Genomic DNA, 19,062 nt, shown 5'->3' on the forward strand with positions numbered 1-19,062 from the left:
CCTGAGCATCAGGAGCGAGCCATGTCCCCGGAGTCGAAGTCCCAGGAGCCGAATCAGCCTCTGCATCCGCGCACCCGCGCGGTCCATCACGGCATCCGCCGCAGCCAGTATGGCGAGATGGCCGAGGCGCTGTTCATGACCCAGGGCTTTTCCTATGACAGCGCCGAACAGGCCGAGGCGCGCTTTCTGGGGGCCGGCCCGGACGAGTTCATCTATGCCCGCTACGGCAACCCGACCTCGCGCATGTTCGAGGACCGGATCGCCGACTTGGAGGGCACCGAGGACGCCTTTGCCACCGCCAGCGGCATGGCGGCGGTCAACGGCGCGCTGATGTGCTTTCTCAAGCCCGGCGATCATATCGTCTCGTCGCGGGCGCTGTTCGGTTCCTGCCTCTACGTGCTGGACCTGCTGGCCCGGTTCGGGGTCGAGGTGTCCTATGTCGACGGCACCGACATCGACCAATGGCGCGCGGCGCTGCGGCCCGACACGCGGGCGGTGTTCTTCGAATCGGTGTCGAACCCCACGCTCGAGGTGGTGGACATCGCCGCCGTCGCGGAACTGGCCCATGCGGTCGGCGCGCTGGTGGTGGTGGACAATGTCTTTGCCACCCCGGTCTATTCCCGCGCCGCCCGGCAGGGCGCCGACGTGGTGGTCTATTCCGCGACCAAGCATATCGACGGCTCGGGCCGCTGCCTGGGCGGGGTGATCTGCGGCACGCGGGCCTTCGTGCGCGAGGTGGCCGAGCCCTATCTGAAACACACCGGCGGCGCGATCAGCCCCTTCAACGCCTGGCTGATGCTGAACGGGCTGGCCACGGTGGAGCTGCGCGTGCGCGCCCAGACCGACAGCGCCCTGCAGCTTGCCGCCGCGATGAAGGACCAGGCCGGGATCGCCCGCGTGATCTATCCGGGCCTGCCCGAGCATCCGCAGCACGACCTGGTCATGCGGCAGATGGGCGCGGGCGGCACCATGGTCGCCCTCGACCTCGGCTCCAAGGAGGCGGCCTTCGCGGCGATGAACCGGATGCGCATCTTCCAGATCTCGAACAATCTGGGCGATGCGAAATCCATCGTCACCCACCCCTCGACCACCACGCATCAGCGCCTGCCCGAAGAGACGCGCCTTGCGCTTGGCATCACGCCCGGCCTGCTGCGCCTGTCGATCGGGCTGGAGGATGCCGGCGACCTGATCGCCGACATCCGCCGGTCGCTGGGCTGAGCATCGCGCGGAAGTGCCGGAGACCCCTTTCTTTTCCGGCACCGAGCCCCCAGATAGGAGCCGTCCTGACAGGGAGACGACCATGACCGACGCCCGTCCCGTCGCCACCGAGCGCGCCTATCCGGCGCTGAGCCGCGAATACCCGGCCGATTTCCGCGTGGACGACAGCTACAAGGCCAGCCTGCCGGACCTGCAGAACGGCCCGGCCAGCCTGATCGTCGGCGCCCGCGCGCCGATCCAGCATGTCGGCATCTCGAACTTCCGCCTGCCGATCCGCTACCTGACGCAAGAGGGCGGCGAGATCGCGCTGGAAACCAGTGTCACCGGCACCGTCAGCCTGGAAGCCGACCGCAAGGGTATCAACATGAGTCGCATCATGCGCTCGTTCTACGCCCATGCGGAAAAGCAGTTCTCGATGGGCGTGCTCGAGGCGGCGCTGGAGGATTACAAATCCGACCTGGGCAGCTTTGACGCCCGCATCATGATGCGGCTCAGCTATCCGATGCGGGTCGAATCGCTGCGCTCGGGCCTGTCGGGCTGGCAATATTACGACATCGCGCTGGAACTGGCCGAACGGGCCGGGCAGCGGCTGCGGATCATGCATTTCGACTATGTGTATTCCTCGACCTGCCCCTGCTCGCTGGAACTCAGCGAACATGCCCGCCAGATGCGCGGCCAGCTGGCGACGCCGCATTCGCAGCGGTCGGTGGCGCGCATCTCGGTGGTGATGCAGGGCGATACGCTGTGGTTCGAGGACATGGTGGCGCTGTGCCGCCGCGCCGTCGCCACCGAAACCCAGGTCATGGTCAAGCGCGAGGACGAGCAGGCCTTTGCCGAGCTGAACGCCGCCAACCCGATCTTCGTCGAGGATGCGGTGCGCGCCTTTGCCGCCGAGCTGATGGCCGAGCCGCGCATCGGCGATTTCCGCGTCGTCGCCAGCCACCAGGAATCGCTGCATTCCCATGACGCGGTCTCGGTGCTGACCCGGGGCGAGACCTTCGCCCATGCCAGCCTGGACCCTGCGATCTTCGCCGGCCTCAGGGCGTAATGCTGTGGTTGTCCAGCGGAATGGTCTGTCTTCTGACGGCCCGGCTGGCGGCAATCTGGCTTTGTCTGGGCCATCGCTATCCTGAATGGCGCCGGCGACGGCTGGCCGAGGGGCGGGCGTCCGGTCCCCTCGCGTTCGGGATGCTCCATGCCAATCCGCTGTTCGACGGCCAGGGGTTTCTGGACTGGCACCACCCGCGCAACCGCCGCGAACGCATCCGGTGCTACGCGGTCGGTGCGGTTTTTCTCGCCCTGGCCTTTCTGGTTTTCTGGGGACTCACCGCCGCGGTAGGCGGCCTGTGAACGAAATGAGAACGACGGGCTTTCCCGTGCGCGGCTGCGGGGCTATGGTGCGGGCATGAGCAATTTCGACGACTCGGACGCCTTCGAGGCCGCAGCCGCCCCGGTTCCGCTTTCCCAGCGTGCCATGGGCGTGCGGCCCGCGCCCTATCTGGACGGGCTGAACCCGGCGCAGCGCGCCGCGGTCGAGGCGCTGGACGGCCCCGTGCTGCTGCTGGCCGGCGCCGGCACCGGCAAGACCCGCGCCCTGACCACCCGCATCGCGCATCTGCTGAACCTTGGCCGCGCGCGTCCGGGGCAGATCCTGGCCGTGACCTTCACCAACAAGGCCGCGCGCGAGATGAAGAACCGCATCGGCCGTCTTCTGGGCGAGATGGTCGAGGGCATGCCTTGGCTCGGCACCTTCCATTCGATCAGCGTCAAGATCCTGCGCCGCCACGCGGAACTGATCGGCGATGGCGCGCTGCACCTGAAGCCCAGCTTCACCATCCTGGACACCGACGACCAGGTCCGGCTGCTCAAGCAGCTGATCCAGGCCGAGAATATCGACGAAAAACGCTGGCCGGCGCGCCAACTCGCGCATCTGATCGACGGCTGGAAGAACCGCTGCCTGTTCCCCGCCAAGCTGCCCCAGGGCGAGGAACGCGCCTTCGACGGCCGCGGCGGCCGGCTTTACGCCGCCTATCAGCGCCGGCTGCTGGAGCTGAACGCGGTCGATTTCGGCGACCTGCTGATGCATTGCGTGAACCTGTTCCAGGCGCATCCCGACGTGCTGCGCGGCTGGCAGGACCGTTTCCGCTATATCCTGGTGGACGAATACCAGGACACCAACACCGCGCAATACATGTGGCTGCGGCTCTTGGCGCAGGCGCATCGCAACATCTGCTGCGTCGGCGACGACGACCAGTCGATCTACGGCTGGCGCGGCGCCGAGGTCGGCAACATCCTGCGCTTCGAAAGCGATTTCCCCGGCGCCCAGGTGATCCGGCTGGAGCAGAACTATCGCTCGACCCCGCATATCCTCGCCGCCGCCTCGGGGCTGATCGCGGCGAACAAGGGGCGCTTGGGCAAGACGCTCTGGACCGAGGCCGAAGAGGGCGAGCGCGTCCGCCTGATCGGCCATTGGGACAGCGAGGCCGAGGCGCGCTGGATCGGCGAGGAGATCGAGGCCTTCCACGGCGGCCATCGCCACAGCGTCGGCCGGCGCAGCCTGAACGACATCGCCATCCTGGTGCGGGCCAGCCACCAGATGCGGGCCTTCGAGGACCGCTTCATGACCATCGGCCTGCCCTACCGGGTGATCGGCGGCCCGCGCTTCTACGAGCGGCAGGAAATCCGCGACGCCATGGCCTATTTCCGCCTGGCGGTCAGCCCCACCGACGACCTGGCCTTCGAGCGCATCGTGAACGTCCCCAAGCGCGGGCTGGGCGACAAGGCGGTGCAGAAGATCCAGGTCGAGGCGCGCGAACGCGGGCTGTCGCTCTTGGAGGGCGCGGCCTCGGCCGTCGCCACCGGCGCGATTGGCGGCAAGGGCGCGGGGGCGCTGCGCCAGTTCACCGAGGCGATGGGCCGCTGGCACGCCGATGCGCTGGACAGCCGCGTGAACCATGTCGAGCTGGCCGAGCGCATCCTGGACGAATCCGGCTATACCGCCATGTGGCAGAACGACAAGAACCCCGACGCGCCGGGCCGGCTCGACAACCTCAAGGAACTGGTCAAGGCGCTGGAGGAATTCGAGAACCTTCAGGGCTTCCTGGAACATGTCGCGCTGGTCATGGACAATGACAAGGGCGAGCAGTCCGAGGAGGTCAGTATCATGACGCTGCATGCCGCCAAGGGGCTGGAATATCCCATCGTCTTCCTGCCGGGGTGGGAGGACGGGCTGTTCCCCAGCCAGCGCAGCATGGACGAAAGCGGCATGAAGGGGCTCGAAGAGGAACGGCGCCTGGCCTATGTCGGCATCACCCGCGGCGAGGAGCTGGTGACGATCAGCTTCGCCGGCAACCGCCGCATGTATGGGCAATGGCAGTCCAGCCTGCCCTCGCGCTTCATCGACGAACTGCCCGAGGATCATGTCGAGGTGCTGACGCCGCCGGGCCTCTATGGCGGCGGCTATGGCGCGGCGGCCCAGCCCTTTGCGCAATCGGTGATGCACGAACGCGCGGCGCGGGCCGATGTCTACAACTCGCCGGGCTGGAAGCGGATGCAGGAACGCTCCGCCCAGCGGGCCCAGCCCGTGCATCGCACCCCGGTCGTCATCGATGCCGAGCCGGCGGCGCGGTTTTCGGTCGGCGACCGGGTATTCCACCAGAAATTCGGCAATGGCACCATCATGGGCATCGCCGAGGACACGCTGACCATCCAGTTCCCCACCGGCTTCAAGACGGTGAAGGCGGGCTACGTGCAGCCCTCGTCCGGCGGCGGCGCGCTGGACGACGTGCCGTTCTGACGCGCCTGCGCCGCGCACCCCGCCATCCCGACCGCGCGCCTTGATTGCACCCGCTGAACCGGCGGATCCTCTACAACCGCGCCTCCGGCCATCCCGCGCGGTTGCACCGCCGCAGCCGTCTTCTTCGTTCTTCAAATACTCATCCGGCGGCGCAACCGGCGCGGCGCTTGACCCCGAAGGCGCCGCGCCCTATCTGAGCCTTGCGCGGATGGCCGGATGACCGCGGCGGCGACGTCGAGGAAAGTCCGGACTCCATGAAGGCACGGTGCCGGGTAACGCCCGGCGGGGGCAACCCCAGGGAAAGCGCCACAGAGATGAGACCGCCGGCGGCACGCCGCAGGCAAGGGTGAAACGGTGGGGTAAGAGCCCACCGCGGGGCTGGCAACAGTCCCGGCACGGCAAGCCCCACCGGGAGCAATGCCGAATAGGGACCGCGCGTCGCAAGACAGGGCCGCCTTCGCCCCAGCAGGTCCGGGTTGGCAGCTAGACCCCGTCAGCAATGGCGGGGCCAGAGGAATGGTCATCGAAGGGGGCGACCCCGGAACAAAATCCGGCTTACAGGCCATCCGCGCAAATCTTTCCTGATCGCTCCGCCAAGCGGCCCGCGGGCCTTTGGCGGGCGCGGTTCGGGGGCGGTCGATTTTCGCCGCAAGGCCGACGATTTCCGGCCGATTCCCGGTTGACTTCGCCCGTTCTGCCGCTAAAAGGCGGGCTTCAAGAGAATTCCACGGGGTTGGCGAGACGCATTTTGCCCCGCAGCAGGAGCGAAAGAGATGGCGAAGCCGACGACGATCAAGATCCGTCTGAACTCGACGGCCGGGACCGGGCATTTCTATGTCACCAAGAAGAACGCCCGCACGATGACCGAAAAGATGACGGTCAACAAATACGACCCGGTTGCGCGCAAGCATGTCGAATACAAGGAAGGCAAGATCAAGTAGGATCTGCCCCTTCGACGGGACCATGCAAGGCCGCGCCCCGCAACGGGCGCGGCTTTTCCTTTGGGCCGCCGCTCCGCCAGCCCCTCAGGCGGCCGTGGCGACCAGGAAGCTGCGCGGAAAGGGCAGTAGCACCCGGCCCGCGGCTTCGGGGTAATGGGGCGCGATCCCGCGGCGATAGGCGGCAAGGAACTCGGGCCGCTCGGCCTTGTCCAGCCGGTCCAGATAGGGTCGCAGCGCCGAGCCGAGGAACCATTCCACGATCCCTTCCAGCCCGCCCAGCTCGACATGATAGACCGTGCGCCAGACATCGACGCGGGCGCAGAACGGGCGCAGCAGGGCATGCAGTTCTGCCGGCGACAGCAGCGGCCGGCGTTGCCCCGCCGCCCCGGCCAGCCGGGCCGACCAGCGCGGATCGCCGGCGGCGCGGCGCATGGCCACATGGCTCGCCTCGTCCAGATTGTCGGGCATCTGCACCGCCAGCACGCCGCCGGGGCGCAGCAGCCCGACCAGATGCGGCAGCAGCGCCTGGTGATCGGGCACCCATTGCAGCGAGGCATTGGCAAAGATCAGCTCGGGCGGCGCCTCGGGACGCCAGCTTTCGACATCCCCCTGCACGAAGCGGCAGCCGGGCAGGGCGGCCTGGGCGGTGCGGATCATGTCGGCGTCGGGATCAAGGCCGACGATCTGCGCGCCAGGAAAACGCTCGGCCAGCAGCGCGGTGGAATTGCCCGGCCCGCAGCCGATGTCCACCACCAGGCCCGGCGTCTCCAGCGGCACCGCCGCCAGCAGGTCGCGCGCCGGGCGGGTGCGGTCGCCCAGGAATTTTGCATATTGTGCGGCCGACCATTGCACGGCGTTTCCTCCGCCCCCGATTCGTCCGCAGCCTAGCGGATGGGCCGCGGCGGAAACAGGGCGCGCGCCGGTCGCGGCCCTAGTGGAAATCGCGCGATTTCGGCAACACCCTGACCTGGCGCGGATGGCCGGCGCGCGGGGCCGGCAGGGCCGGGGAGGTCTCTCCGGCCAGGCGCAGCAGCGCGTCGGAGCGGTCGCCCAGCCAATGCGCGACGATATGGGTCACGCCCGCGGCGCGCTGCAGCTGGCCATGCACTTCCAGCAGGCGGGCGGTCATCACCACCTTGCGGAAACGCGCGAAGGTCTTTTCCCAGATCACCAGGTTTGCCACCCCGGTCTCGTCCTCCAGCGTGACGAAGCAGGTGCCATTGGCGCTGCCGGGACGCTGGCGCACCAGCACGATGCCGGCCATGCGCAGGCTGGCGCGGTTCGGCAATCGCGCCAGGCCCGCCGCCGGGACATAGCCCTGCGCCGTCAGGCTGCGGCGCAGGAAGGCCATGGGATGGGCCTTCAGCGACAGGCGCAGCGTCTGGTAATCGGCGGCGACATGTTCGCACAGGGCCATGGCGGGCAGGGCGACGGCGGGCTCGGCCCCCTCGTCCCGGCGCCCGAACAGCGGCAGTTCCGGCGCGTCGCGCAAGCCGCGCGCCTGCCACAGCCCCGCCCGCCGGTCGAGCCCCATCGAGCGCAGCCCGTCCGCCGCCGCGATCAGCCGGATGGCGCGGGCATCGAGTCCGGCGCGCGCCTTCAGGTCCGCCAGGTCGGCATAGGGTTCGTCCCGTGCCGCGGTGATCCTGCCGGCCAGCGCCTCGGACAGCCCGTCGATCTGGCGCAGGCCCAGGCGCAGGGCGAAGGCGCCGTCGCAGGGCTCCAGCGTATTGTCCCATGCGCTGATGTTCACATCGGCCGGCAGCACGGTGACGCCGTGGTCGCGCGCGTCGCGCACGATCTGGGCGGGCGCGTAGAAGCCCATCGGCTGGCTGTTCAAGAGCGCCGCGGCGAAGGCGGCCGCGTGATGGCATTTCAGCCAGGCCGAGACATAGGCCAGGTGCGCAAAGGCCGCCGCATGGCTTTCGGGAAAGCCGTAATCGCCGAAACCCTTGATCTGGTTGAAGCATCGCTCGGCGAAGTCGCGGGTGTAGCCGCGTTCGACCATGCGGCCGACCATGCGGACCTCCAGCCGGCCGATGGTCCCGCGCGAGCGGAAGGTGGCCATGGCCTTGCGCAGCTCGTCCACCTCGTCGGGGGTGAATTCGGCGGCGACCATGGCGATCTTCATCGCCTGTTCCTGGAAGATCGGCACGCCTTCGGTGCGGAACAGGATATTTTTCAGCTCGTCCGGGTCGCCATCCTTGGGGCCGGGGTAATCGACCGTCTCCAACTTCGCCCGGCGGCGCAGGTAAGGGTGGACCATGTTGCCCTGGATCGGGCCGGGACGGACGATGGCGACCTGGATCACCAGGTCGTAGAACTCCTTGGGCTTCAGCCGCGGCAGCATGGCCATCTGCGCCCGGCTTTCGACCTGGAAGGTGCCGATGCTGTCGCCCCTTTTCAGCATCTCATAGGTCGGCTGGTCGTCATGGTCGAAGTCCGAAAGCGCCAGCGCCTTGCCGTAATGCACCCGGACCAGCTCGAAGCATTTGCGGATGCAGGTCAGCATCCCCAGCGCCAACACGTCGACCTTGAGGATGCGCAATTCGTCGATGTCGTCCTTGTCCCATTCGATGAAGCTGCGCTCGGGCATGGCGGCATTGCCGATGGGCACGGTTTCCGACAGCGGCCCCTCGGTCAGCACGAAGCCGCCGACATGCTGCGACAGGTGGCGCGGCATGCCGATCATCTCGTCGGCCAGCCTGACCGCGCGCCGCAGCAGCGGGTCGTCCAGGTCGAGCCCCGCCTGGTCGGTCGAGGCGGCGGAGATGTCCTTGCCCCAGCTGCCCCAGACCGTGTCGGCAAGCGCCGAGGTCACGTCCTCGGACAGGCCCATGACCTTGCCGACCTCGCGGATGGCGCTGCGCGGGCGATAGTGGATCACCGTGGCGCAGAGGCCGGCACGGTCGCGGCCGTATTCGTCATAGATGTGCTGGATGACCTCCTCGCGCCGCTCATGTTCGAAATCCACGTCGATGTCGGGCGGCTCCTTGCGGTTTTCGCTGATGAAGCGCTCGAACAGCAGCTGATGCTTGGCGGGGTCGACCGGGGTGATGCCAAGGACGTAGCAGACCGCCGAATTGGCCGCCGAGCCGCGGCCCTGGTGCAGGATCGCCGCATCATGGGCAAAGCGCACGATCTCGTGGATGGTCAGGAAATATTGCGCATATTCTTTGCGTGCGATCAGATCCAGTTCCTTGCGAATGGTGGCTTGGACCTGCGGCGGGATGCCGTCGGGATAGCGCCGGCGGGCACAGCGCCAGGTCAGATCCTCGAGATGCTGTTGCGGGGTCAGGCCGGCGGGCACGGTCTCCTTGGGATATTCGTATTGCAACTCGTCCAGCGAAAAGCAGCAGCTGTCGGCGATCTCGCGCGTGGCGCGGATGGCATGGGGCCAGTCGGAGAACAGGCGCACCATCTCGGCCGGGGGCTTCAGGTAACGCTCGGCGTTCTGCGCCAACAGCAGGCCGGCCTCTACGATGGTGGTGCCCTCGCGGATGCAGGTCATCACGTCCTGAAGCGGGCGGCGGTCGGGCGCGTGGTAATGCACGTCGTTCACCGCGACGATGGAGAGCCCCGAGGCCCGCGCCCCCCGGTCCAGCCGGTTGATCCGCGCCCGGTCGTCGCCGCGATAAAGCCAGCTTGTCGCGACATGGGACAGCTGCGGCAGGCGCGCGGCCAGTCCGGGCAGGGGCGACAGATCCTCGCCCGGCAGCCAGACCAGCCGCATCCCCTGCGCATGGGCGGCCAGGTCGTCAAGGCTCAGGTCGCAGCGCCCCTTCTGCTGCCATTTCCCATCCAGGTCGTGCCGCTGCCCCTTGGTGATGAGCGCGGCGAGCCGGCCATAGGCGGCGCGGTCGGTGGGATAGGCCAGGAAGGCGGTGCCGTCCGCCAGCACGATCCGCGCCCCGATCACCGGGCGCAGCTGCAGCTTCTTCGCCGCGGCATGCAGCCGCACCACGCCGGCCAGGCTGTTCAGGTCGGCGATCCCCAGCGCGTCATAGCCCATCAGATGCGCCGCCAGCGCCAGTTCGCGCGGATGCGAGGCGCCGTGCAGGAAGCTGAAGGCGCTGGTCACGGCCAGTTCGACGTAATCCGCGGGCGGGTTCGGGGCCTCGACCTTGGGCAGCAGGATCTCGGGGCGGGAATGATGGTCGGGCATCAGGCGAATATCCCGTGCAGGAACCAGCGCGGCGTGCCGCCGCGGCCGTCATGGACCAGCCCCTCGCGATAGATCCACAGCCGCAGGCCGCTGTCGTCCTCGATGCGGAAATAGTCGCGCAGCCGCGTGCCGGGGCGGTCGTGCCACCATTCCGGGGCGATGCGCTCGGGCCCGGCATGGCGGGCGACGCGCAGGGTCTGCCGACGCCAGACGAACTGCGCCGGCGGCCCCTCGGGGATGACGTAGAGGACGCGGATCTCCTCGGGCGGGTTGAGCAGGCGGATGGGCCGGTCGGGGCGCGCGGGCGGGGCCGGGTCGGCGGCCAGCGGCGGGCCGGGGGTTTCGGCGCGTTCGGGGACATGGCTTTCGCGCGGCAGCGGGCGGCTGATCGCAGCCGTGCCGAAGCGCGCCGCCAGCCGGTCCACCAGCCGCGCCAGCGCCAGCCCCTGGGGCGCGGCGCCGTCGAGGCCGGGCTGGGCCTGGGCCAGCGGCTCGACCGCCTCGGCGGCCAGCCGGATCAGGTCGAAGCCATAGCCGGGGTCCAGCCGCTCCAGCCGGCCGTCGAACAGCCGCAGCAGGTGGCCGGGATCGCGCGTGGGCGCAGCCATGGCGACGCGGATGTCGCGCCGCTCGCCATCGACGCGAAAGACTGACAGGCACAGCCGCCGGCAGCCGCGATCCGCCGCCGCCATCTGCGCGCAAAGCGCCTCCAGCAGGCCGGGCAGCCAGTCGGATGGGTCCATCACCGGCTCGGCCAGCCGGGCCTCGGCGCTGTATTCGGGCGCGGGCTCGGGCGCGTCCAGCGGCTCGGCCGCCCGCCCCAGCGCCTGGTCGAGCCGGACCAGCGGGTTGTCCTGCGGCAGGGCGCGGGCAAAGCGGCGCATCAGCGACAGGCGCGGAATGGCGGCCAGGTCGCCGATGGTCCTGAGCCCCAGCCGGCGCAAGAGCAGCAGGGTCTCGTCCGACAGCCGCAGCCCCGCGACCGGCAGCGGCGCCAGCGCCGGCAGCGGATCGGTGCAGATCGCGCGTTCGGGGCCAAGGCGGGCCAGCGCCCAGGCCGCGCCGCGCGTCGGCGCCAGCGCCAGCCCGGCCGTCAGCCCGGCGCGGGCGAAGCCGGCCTGGATCTGGGCCAGCATCGCCGCCTCGCCGCCGAACAGATGCGCGGCGCCGGTGGTGTCGAGGACGATGCCGTCATCGCCGTCGGGCGTGCTCCAGGGCCCCCAGCGTCGCGCCCAGAAGGCCAGCCGCGCCAGCCTGGCCGCGTCGCGGTCGGGCTCGGCCGGCTCGATGCGCAATGCGGGGCAGATGGCGCGGCAATCCACGGCGCGGGCGCCGATCCGGGCGCCCGCCTGCTCGGCGGCCCGGTTCGCGGCATGGATCACGGGCCCATGCGGGCCGGGCGCGGCCAGGGCCAGCGGGATCTCGTCAGGCCAGGCGTCGCCCCGGCGCGCGGCCCGGCTCTGCCAGCTCTCGATCGCGAGGCGGGGCAGAGAAATCGAGACGATCCGCCGCCCGGTCATGGCGCGCCACCCAGGTCGAGGGGGGCCGGCCGCGCGCCCGGAACAGTTCCGCCAGCCAGCGCGGCTCGCCCGGCGCCTGCGGGTCGTCCGGGTCGGGGACCGAGGGCAGCGGCGCCAGCCGCCAGCGCATCCGCGCCGCGCTGGGTTCGGGCCGGGCGGCATGGCGGATCAGCCAGCAGGGCAGGCCCGCCGCCTCGGCCCGCAGCGCCAGGCGGCGGCTGGCGGTAAAGCTCAGCGCCGGGGCGGGGCCATGGATCTCGCCCACCACGGCGGCAAGGGCGCGGCCTTGCAGCCCGTCCTCCAGCGCGGCCAGCACATCGGCGGGGCGCGTCAGGTCCAGCCGCAGCAGATCGCGGCCCATGCCGGGCAGGAAGGGGGCGCCGAACTCGGCCCGGCTCAGCCGGTCCTGCGCCCAAAGCACCAGCCCCGGCGGCAGGGCGGCCAGGACGAATCCGGGCGCCGCCCCCGCCAGCGGACGGGTGCCGAAGGCTTCGGACAGGGTCGGCGCGGTCGGCTGCGGCGCCGCGGGGACTGGCGCCCGTCCGAAAGGCGCCACCCCGGATGGGAAAGGGCGAGCGGACATGGTTTCAGTCAATGTGTTCCTGATTTGTTCCTATCCCTTGTCCAGGGATTCGTCAATCCGGCCGCACCAGGGAACATTGCACCGCCAGCGCGGTTGAGACCCCTGACGCCAGAGATGCAGGAGGAAAGCGCCATGGCCCATGCAAGCCGCAAGAAATTCGGGGCAGGGCAGCAGGATCAGGGCAAGGGCGACGCCTCGGGCGGCATGACCCCCGGCACGGCCGAGAACCTGCCCGAGAACGAGGTTCTGTCCAACCGCGACACCGCGCGGCATTCGCAGCAGCGCGGGCTCGACAGCCGGCATGTGCAGAACCAGCAGCACCACGACCACGCCGGCAACCGCGAGCGCGCGGAGGGGGACGACCTGCCCGACCGCCGCCCGGATGACGGGCCCATCCGCGACGAACCCTGATGGCGCCGCGTTCCTTCTGGACGGGCTATCTGAAGCTGTCGCTGGTCACTTGCCCGGTGTCGATGATGCCGGCCACCGGCGAGGGCGAGAAGCTGCGCTTCCACACGCTCAACGCCCGCACCGGCAACCGCGTCGTCAGCCGCTATGTCGATGCCGAGACCGGCAAGCCCGTGGCCGAGGAGGACGAGGTCAAGGGCTATCCCCGCGGCGAGGACGACCACGTGCTGCTGGAGGATGACGAGATCGCCTCGGTAGCGCTGGAAAGCGCCCGCACCATCGACATCGACATGTTCGTGCCGGCCGATTCGATCGGCTGGATCTGGTATGACAAGCCGCATTACCTGGTGCCGGACGATCCCATCGGCGAGGAAGCCTATGGCGTGATCCGCGACGCCATGGGCGCGACCGGGACGGTGGGCATCTCGCGGCTGGTGCTTTACCGCCGCGAGCGTGCGGTGATGCTGGAGCCGCGCGACAAGGGCATCGTGCTGTGGACCCTGCGCTATGGCGACGAGGTGCGGCCCGAGGCGGATTACTTCGACCGGATCGGCGACGAAAAGGTCGATGCCGGGCTGCTGAAGCTGGTCACGCGGCTGATCGAGGAGCGCAGCGTGCCCTGGGAACCCTCGCTGGTGGCCGATCCGGTGCAGGAGAAGCTTCTGGACATCATCGCGGCCAAGACCAAGGGACGCAAGCGCGCGGCCAGGGCGAAGCCCGAGGCGCCGGCCACGGCGGGCAATGTCATCAACATCATGGAGGCGCTGAAGAAAAGCATCGCCTCGGAAAGCAAGCCCAGGCGGCGCTAGCCGGCCTTCCGGCGGCGGCTGCGCGGCGCCTCGAGCGGTGCGGCGGCGGCGCGGAACCCGTCCCAGGGGTCCGAGCCCAGCGTGGCCAGCCGCGTCGGCATGTTCTGCAGGGTGAACCAGGCCGGGCCGATGCCGGCGTCCAGCTCGTCCCAGCGCAGCGGGGCCGAGACGGCGGCGCCGGGCCGGGCGCGGGTGGAATAGGCGGCGACGGCCGTCGCGCCGCGCTGGTTGCGCAGATAGTCGATCAGGATCCTGCCCCGCCGCCGCGCCTTGCTGATGGTCGAGACATAGCGGCCGGGATCGTCGGCAGCCATGGCATCGGCCAGCGCCTTGGTGAAGGCCTTGACCGCCGGCCATTCCGCCTGCGGGCGCAGGGGCGCGACCACATGCAGCCCCTTGCCGCCCGAGGTCTTGACGAAACCGGCAAGGCCGTGATCCTCGAGCCGCCGGCGCAACTCCCGCGCCGCCTCGACCACCAGCGGCCAGGCGACGCCTTCGCCGGGGTCGAGGTCCATGGTGATCATGTCCGGCCGTTCCCAATCGGCGGCGGTCGCGCCCCAGGGGTGGATCTCCAGCGCGGCCGATTGCACCAGCCCCATCAGCCCGTCCAGATCCTCGATGCCGATCAGCGGCTCGCCCTGCGGCTCCCTGGGATCGCGCAGCAGCGAGATATGCGGGTTCAGCCCCTTCCAGGCGTGCTTTTGGAAGAACCGCTCGCCGTCGATGCCGTTCGGGCAGCGCAGCAGCGCCAGCGGCCGGCCGGTGATCCAGGGCGCGATCCAGCGCCAGACCTCGGCATGGTAATCGGCAAGCCCTTCCTTGGTCACGCCTTCCTCGGGCCAATAGAGCCGGTCGGGATGGGTCAGCCGCACCCGCCGCCGCTGCGGCGCCGGGGGTTTCGCGGCAGGCTTCGCGGTTTCGCGCACGATCTCGGCCGCCGGCTTGTCCTCGCGCAGGCCGCGGAAGGCGGCGTGGCGCAGGTGGCCGTCGGCGGTCCAGGCGCGGAACTCGACCTCGGCCACCAGTTCGGGGCGGACATAGCGGGCCTGCCGCGCCTCGTCAGTGGTCAGGCGTTGGGCAAAGGGACTGTCGGGGATGCGCATCCGCTCCAGCCGGCGGAACAGATCCTCGGCCACGGCGGCGGAAAAGCCGGTGCCGACGCGGCCGACATGCTGCAAGCCGCCCTGTTCGTAAACGCCCAGGATCAGCGAGCCGATGGCGCGGCGCGACACCGACGAGGGGACATAGCCCGCGACCACGAATTCCTGCCGGGCCGAGCATTTCGACTTGATCCAGGCCCGGCCGCGCCCGGCGCGATAGGGCCCGTCGCGCAGCTTCGACACGATCCCCTCGAGGCTCAGCCGGCAGGCATGGCGCAGGACCAGTGCGCCGCCTTCGTCGAAATGGGTGCTGAACCGCAGGATGCCGCCTTCCTGGCCCAGAAGCCGGGCGAGCAGCGCCTTGCGCTCGACCAGCGGCACCCTGCACAGGTCGTATCCGTCCAGATAAAGCAGGTCGAAGGCATAGAAGGCGAAGCGGTCGGATCGCCCGGCGCTGAGATCTGCCTGCAGGGCCGAGAAATCCGAGGCGCCGGCATCGGTCTCGACCACCAATTCGCCATCCAGGATGGCCGCGCCCACCGGCAGGTCGCGCAGGGCGGCGGGCACGGCCTTGCCGAAGCGCGTCGTCCAGTCCAGCCCGCTGCGGGTCAGAAGCTTGACCCGCCCCGCCTCGATCCGCGCTTGCAGGCGGTAGCCGTCGAACTTGATCTCGTGCAGCCAGCGTTCGCCCTGCGGGGCGGCCGAGGCCAGCGTGGCCAGCATCGGCTCGACGAAACCCGGCATCGCCGCCTTGCGCGCGCCCTTGACCGCCGCCGGTTCGGGCGGCTCGGGGTCCGGCTCCGGCGCGGCCCTGGGCTTTTTCGCCCGCCCGGCCGGCTTGCGGATGCGCCCGGTCTTCGAGGACCAGCCCGGCGCCTCGCCCGCGACATCGGCGATCTGCCGGCCGGTCTTGACCGATTCCGGCCGCTCGTCGAGGATGTCGGGCGCGTCCTCGGTCCGGGCGAATTCGTCCTCGCCCTTGATCAGCAGCCAGTTCTCGCGCTTTTCGCGCGGCTTGCCGCGCATGCGGACCAGATGCCAGCGGCCATGCAGCTTTTCGCCATGAAGGGTGAATTCCAGATGGCCCTTGGCATAGCCCTGATGCGGATCGCCGACCGGCGTCCAGGTGCCGCGATCCCACAGGATGACGGTGCCGCCGCCATATTCGCCCTTGGGGATGGTGCCCTCGAAATCGCCATATTCCAGCGGGTGGTCCTCGACATGCACCGCCAGGCGCTTTTCGCCGGGCACCAGGCTGGGCCCCTTGGCGACGGCCCAGCTTTTCAGCACCCCGTCCAGCTCCAGCCGGAAATCGTAATGCAGCCGCGTCGCCGCATGTTTCTGGACCACGAAGGCGTCGCCGCCCTTGCGGATGCGCCCGCCCTTGGGTTCCGGCGTCGCGGCGAAATCGCGTTTCTTGCGATAGGTCTCCAGCGCCATGGCTTAGCCGCCGCCCCGTTGCGGAAAGCGGCCGGGCCACGGGACGCGCAGGCCCGCTGCCGGCCGGTCCTGCCGCCCGATTGGCGGGTTGGTTCGGGCGTTTGCGGCAAGCGGCGGTCTCATGCTGGGGCCTCATTCCGGTTGAGGGGGCGTTCCGGCAGGGGGATTTTCCAAACCCCCTGCGCCGGCCTTGGTTCCCGTGCAAGGCGCAGGACCAAGCGAAATCGAGGCGGCCCGTTCGGCAGCCGTCCAGCCCCCGCCGTGTCCGGCAGCAGGGCGGCGACCGCCAGGGGCAGGGCCGCCTCGACCCCGGAAACCGCCGGCCGCGACCGGGACCGCCACCGCTTTTGCGATTGCGTCCCGACTTGTCGGGGCACGAGAGGGACATCGCTTGCGCCGGCCTGTGCTTCCAAGGTGAATGTGAACCTGCCAAGCGCGCGAATGTTCCCGCAAATGCGCGGTCAGCCGCCCACCAGCCCCCAGCCCCGCTTCAGATCGGCCCGGAACCGCCTGCGCTCGGTCTCCCGCTCGGCCGCATCGCGGATGCGCAGCAGCCAGGAGGGATGGATGGTCACGATCATCGGCATGCCGCCCTCCAGCCGGCGGATCTCGCCGCGCAGGGACGAGATCGTCGCCGGTCGCCCCAGCAGGCTGCGCACCGCCGTCGCGCCCATCGCCACCAGGACGGCGGGGGCCACCAGCTTGAGTTCCTGCCCCAGCCACCATTTGCAGCGGTCGATCTCGCCGGCATTGGGGCGGCGGTGCAGGCGGCGCTTGCCGCGGGGCGCGAACTTGAAATGCTTGACGGCATTGGTGACGAAGACCTGCCCGCGCGGGATGCCCGCCTCGGCCAGGATCTGGTCGAAAAGCTGCCCGGCCGGACCGACGAAGGGGCGGCCGGCAAGGTCTTCCTTGTCGCCGGGCTGTTCGCCCACCACCATCATCCGCGCCTGCCGGTGCCCTTCGCCCGGAACGACCTGCGTGGCGTGGAGATAAAGCGGGCAGCGCGTGCAGGCCGCCTCGGCCTGGGCCAGTTCGGCCAGCGAGCCGGCCTCAATTTCCGCGGTGGACATGCGCCGCCTCCTTCCCGGTCCCGCCGCCCGGCGGCCTGGGCGCACGCAGCCGGGCGGCGTGGAAAAATCCCATGGCTTTCATCCCGTCCATGTCGGGGCCAACCTTCCGGCCGCGGCTTTGTTCCACCGCCCGCGCGACCCTTGCGAGCCGCGCGCCAAGCGCCTAGAAGGCGGGGCAGCCTTGCCAGGGGAAATGCCATGCTCGACCATCTGACCTATACCGCCCCCGAACCGAAAACCATCCAGGGTGCGAAACAGGACTGGGAACTGGTCATCGGGCTGGAGGTCCATGCCCAGGTCGCCTCGAACGCCAAGCTGTTTTCCGGCGCCTCGACCGGCTTCGGGGCTGAGCCGAACAGCCATGTCGCCTTCGTCGACGCCGCCATGCCGGGGATGCTGCCGGTCATCAACGAATTCTGCGTGGCGCAGGCGGTCAAGACCGGGCTGGGCCTGAAGGCGGCGATCAACCTGGTCTCGGCCTTCGACCGCAAGAACTATTTCTATCCCGACCTGCCGCAGGGCTACCAGATCAGCCAGCTCTATCACCCCATCGTGGGCGAGGGAGAGGTGATCGTGGACATGGCCCCCGGCGTCGCCCGCCGCGTCAGGATCGAGCGCATCCACCTGGAACAGGATGCCGGCAAGTCGATCCACGACATGGACCCGAACATGTCCTTCGTCGACCTGAACCGCACCGGCGTCGCGCTGATGGAGATCGTCAGCCGCCCCGACATCCGCGGCCCCGAGGAAGCGGCCGCCTATGTCGCGAAACTTCGCCAGATCATGCGCTACCTGGGCACCTGCGACGGCAACATGCAGAACGGCAACCTGCGCGCCGACGTGAACGTCTCGGTCTGCGCGCCCGGCGCCTATGAGCGCTACCAGGAGACCGGCGATTTCAGCCATCTCGGCACCCGCTGCGAGATCAAGAACATGAACTCGCTGCGCTTCATCCAGGCCGCCATCGACTACGAGGCCCGCCGCCAGATCGCCATCATCGAGGACGGCGGCAAGGTGGTGCAGGAAACCCGGCTCTACGACCCCGACCGGGGCGAGACCCGCTCGATGCGCTCCAAGGAAGAGGCGCATGACTACCGCTATTTCCCCGATCCCGACCTGCTGCCGCTGGAGATCGAGCAGGGCTGGGTGGACGAGATCGCCGGCGCGATGCCGGAACTGCCGGACGAGAAGAAGGCGCGTTTCGTCACCGAGCTGGGCCTGTCCGAATACGATGCCGGCGTGCTGACCGCCGAGGTCGAAAGCGCCGACTATTTCGAGCAGGTCGCCGCCGGGCGCGACGGCAAGCAGGCGGCGAACTGGGTCATCAACGAGCTGTTCGGCCGGCTGAACAAGGAAGGGCTGAGCGTCGAGACCTCGCCCGTCTCGGCCGCCCAGCTGGGCGGCGTGATCGACCTGATCGGCTCGGGCGCGATCTCGGGCAAGATCGCCAAGGAGCTGTTCGAGATCCTGTGGACCGAAGGCGGCGATCCGGCCCAGATCGTCGAGGCGCGCGGCATGAAGCAGGTCACCGACCTCGGCGCCATCGAGGCGGCGGTGGACGAGATCATCGCCGCCAATCCGGCGCAGGTCGAAAAGGCGCGGGCCAATCCTAAGCTGGCCGGCTGGTTCGTGGGCCAGGTGCTGAAGGCCACCGGCGGCAAGGCCAACCCGGCCGCGGTGAACGAACTGGTGGCCAAGAAGCTCGCTCTGGCCTGATCCGCCGCGGACAGCCGGCCCACGCCGCGGCGCGGCTTGGGCGGGGCAGGGCAAGGGGCCTTTCCGGCCCCGCCCAGCCGCGCAAGGGCAAGCCCTTCGGCCGTTTCCCGCCACGCGGTCCGGCCTATCGGCAAGCCTCCGCCATTCCCGCCTGGCATGAAAAACCCGCACCTTTCCGCCATGTCTGCGGTCTGCAGCAGCCTTCACTATGGGCCAGCGGGAGATTGCCCATCCTGGGCGATATGCTCGTGCTGCGGGGGCGAGTTTGGTTATCAAGATCAGACCCCTGAGGG

13 protein-coding genes, 1 other RNA gene and 1 pseudogene are annotated in these 19,062 nt (G+C 69.5%); 9 read left to right on the forward strand and 6 right to left on the reverse strand.

From position 1 onward, the window contains the following. Positions 1-21: 21 nt before the first annotated feature. From metZ to rpmG, 6 genes and pseudogenes are all read left to right on the forward strand, one after another. Positions 22-1,218, forward strand: a complete 1,197-nt coding sequence (gene metZ / locus E3U26_RS19785; RefSeq protein WP_499107369.1) for a PLP-dependent aminotransferase family protein — start codon at positions 22-24, stop codon at positions 1,216-1,218. A gap of 118 nt (positions 1,219-1,336) precedes the next feature. Continuing rightward, positions 1,337-2,266, forward strand: a pseudogene (folE2, locus tag E3U26_RS19790) (GTP cyclohydrolase FolE2); the annotation flags it as partial. A 20-nt stretch (positions 2,267-2,286) separates the two neighbouring features. Further along, positions 2,287-2,568, forward strand: a complete 282-nt coding sequence (locus E3U26_RS19795) for a hypothetical protein (RefSeq protein ID WP_499107370.1) — start codon at positions 2,287-2,289, stop codon at positions 2,566-2,568. Between the two features lie 55 nt (positions 2,569-2,623). Beyond that, a complete protein-coding gene (locus tag E3U26_RS19800) occupies positions 2,624-5,014 on the forward strand; it encodes an ATP-dependent helicase (RefSeq protein WP_499107371.1) in 2,391 nt (796 codons plus the stop codon). A 204-nt stretch (positions 5,015-5,218) separates the two neighbouring features. Continuing rightward, an RNA gene (gene rnpB, locus E3U26_RS19805) (RNase P RNA component class A) lies at positions 5,219-5,588 on the forward strand. Positions 5,589-5,787: 199 nt separating this feature from the next. Then, positions 5,788-5,955, forward strand: coding sequence for a 50S ribosomal protein L33 (gene rpmG / locus E3U26_RS19810; protein WP_036638206.1), 168 nt, complete (start codon positions 5,788-5,790; stop codon positions 5,953-5,955). 84 nt (positions 5,956-6,039) lie between these two features. Here the strand turns inward: rpmG and tam are convergent, their stop codons facing one another. The 4 genes from tam to E3U26_RS19830 all read right to left on the reverse strand — a co-directional run bounded on the left by tam (position 6,040) and on the right by E3U26_RS19830 (position 12,223). After that, positions 6,040-6,807: a trans-aconitate 2-methyltransferase gene (gene tam, locus E3U26_RS19815; protein ID WP_499107372.1), complete on the reverse strand. Its 768-nt coding sequence runs from the start codon at positions 6,805-6,807 to the stop codon at positions 6,040-6,042. Between the two features lie 79 nt (positions 6,808-6,886). After that, a complete protein-coding gene (locus tag E3U26_RS19820; RefSeq protein ID WP_499107373.1) occupies positions 6,887-10,120 on the reverse strand; it encodes an error-prone DNA polymerase family protein in 3,234 nt (1,077 codons plus the stop codon). Next, on the reverse strand, positions 10,120-11,640 hold the full coding sequence (locus E3U26_RS19825) for a Y-family DNA polymerase (protein WP_499107375.1): 1,521 nt from the start codon (positions 11,638-11,640) through the stop codon (positions 10,120-10,122). Before E3U26_RS19825 ends, E3U26_RS19820 begins: the two co-directional genes overlap by 1 nt. Continuing rightward, positions 11,546-12,223, reverse strand: a complete 678-nt coding sequence (locus E3U26_RS19830) for a hypothetical protein (RefSeq protein WP_036749394.1) — start codon at positions 12,221-12,223, stop codon at positions 11,546-11,548. The genes E3U26_RS19825 and E3U26_RS19830 overlap by 95 nt, the downstream gene beginning before the upstream one ends. Positions 12,224-12,355: 132 nt before the next feature. On the opposite strand from E3U26_RS19830, the gene E3U26_RS19835 reads away from it, so the two are divergent. Together E3U26_RS19835 and ku are read left to right on the forward strand one after the other, a co-directional pair. After that, positions 12,356-12,634, forward strand: coding sequence for a hypothetical protein (locus E3U26_RS19835; RefSeq protein WP_214273963.1), 279 nt, complete (start codon positions 12,356-12,358; stop codon positions 12,632-12,634). Continuing rightward, positions 12,634-13,440: a Ku protein gene (gene ku, locus E3U26_RS19840; RefSeq protein WP_499107377.1), complete on the forward strand. Its 807-nt coding sequence runs from the start codon at positions 12,634-12,636 to the stop codon at positions 13,438-13,440. The genes E3U26_RS19835 and ku overlap by 1 nt, the downstream gene beginning before the upstream one ends. Here the strand turns inward: ku and ligD are convergent. Further along, on the reverse strand, positions 13,437-15,980 hold the full coding sequence (ligD, locus tag E3U26_RS19845) for a DNA ligase-like domain-containing protein (protein WP_499107379.1): 2,544 nt from the start codon (positions 15,978-15,980) through the stop codon (positions 13,437-13,439). The two genes, ku and ligD, sit on opposite strands and share 4 nt — an antisense overlap. Before the next feature lie 461 nt (positions 15,981-16,441). After that, positions 16,442-17,053 (reverse strand): uracil-DNA glycosylase family protein, encoded by a 612-nt coding sequence (locus tag E3U26_RS19850; protein WP_499107380.1) that lies wholly within the window; start codon positions 17,051-17,053, stop codon positions 16,442-16,444. Between the two features lie 198 nt (positions 17,054-17,251). Here E3U26_RS19850 and gatB point away from each other — a divergent pair, with 198 nt between their 5' ends. Then, the gene (gatB, locus tag E3U26_RS19855; RefSeq protein WP_036749405.1) at positions 17,252-18,769 is read left to right on the forward strand and encodes an Asp-tRNA(Asn)/Glu-tRNA(Gln) amidotransferase subunit GatB; all 1,518 of its coding nucleotides are present in this window, start codon (positions 17,252-17,254) and stop codon (positions 18,767-18,769) included. Positions 18,770-19,062: the final 293 nt, after the last annotated feature.

Source organism: Paracoccus ferrooxidans (assembly GCF_029909815.1).
Taxonomy (GTDB): Bacteria; Pseudomonadota; Alphaproteobacteria; order Rhodobacterales; family Rhodobacteraceae; genus Paracoccus; species Paracoccus versutus.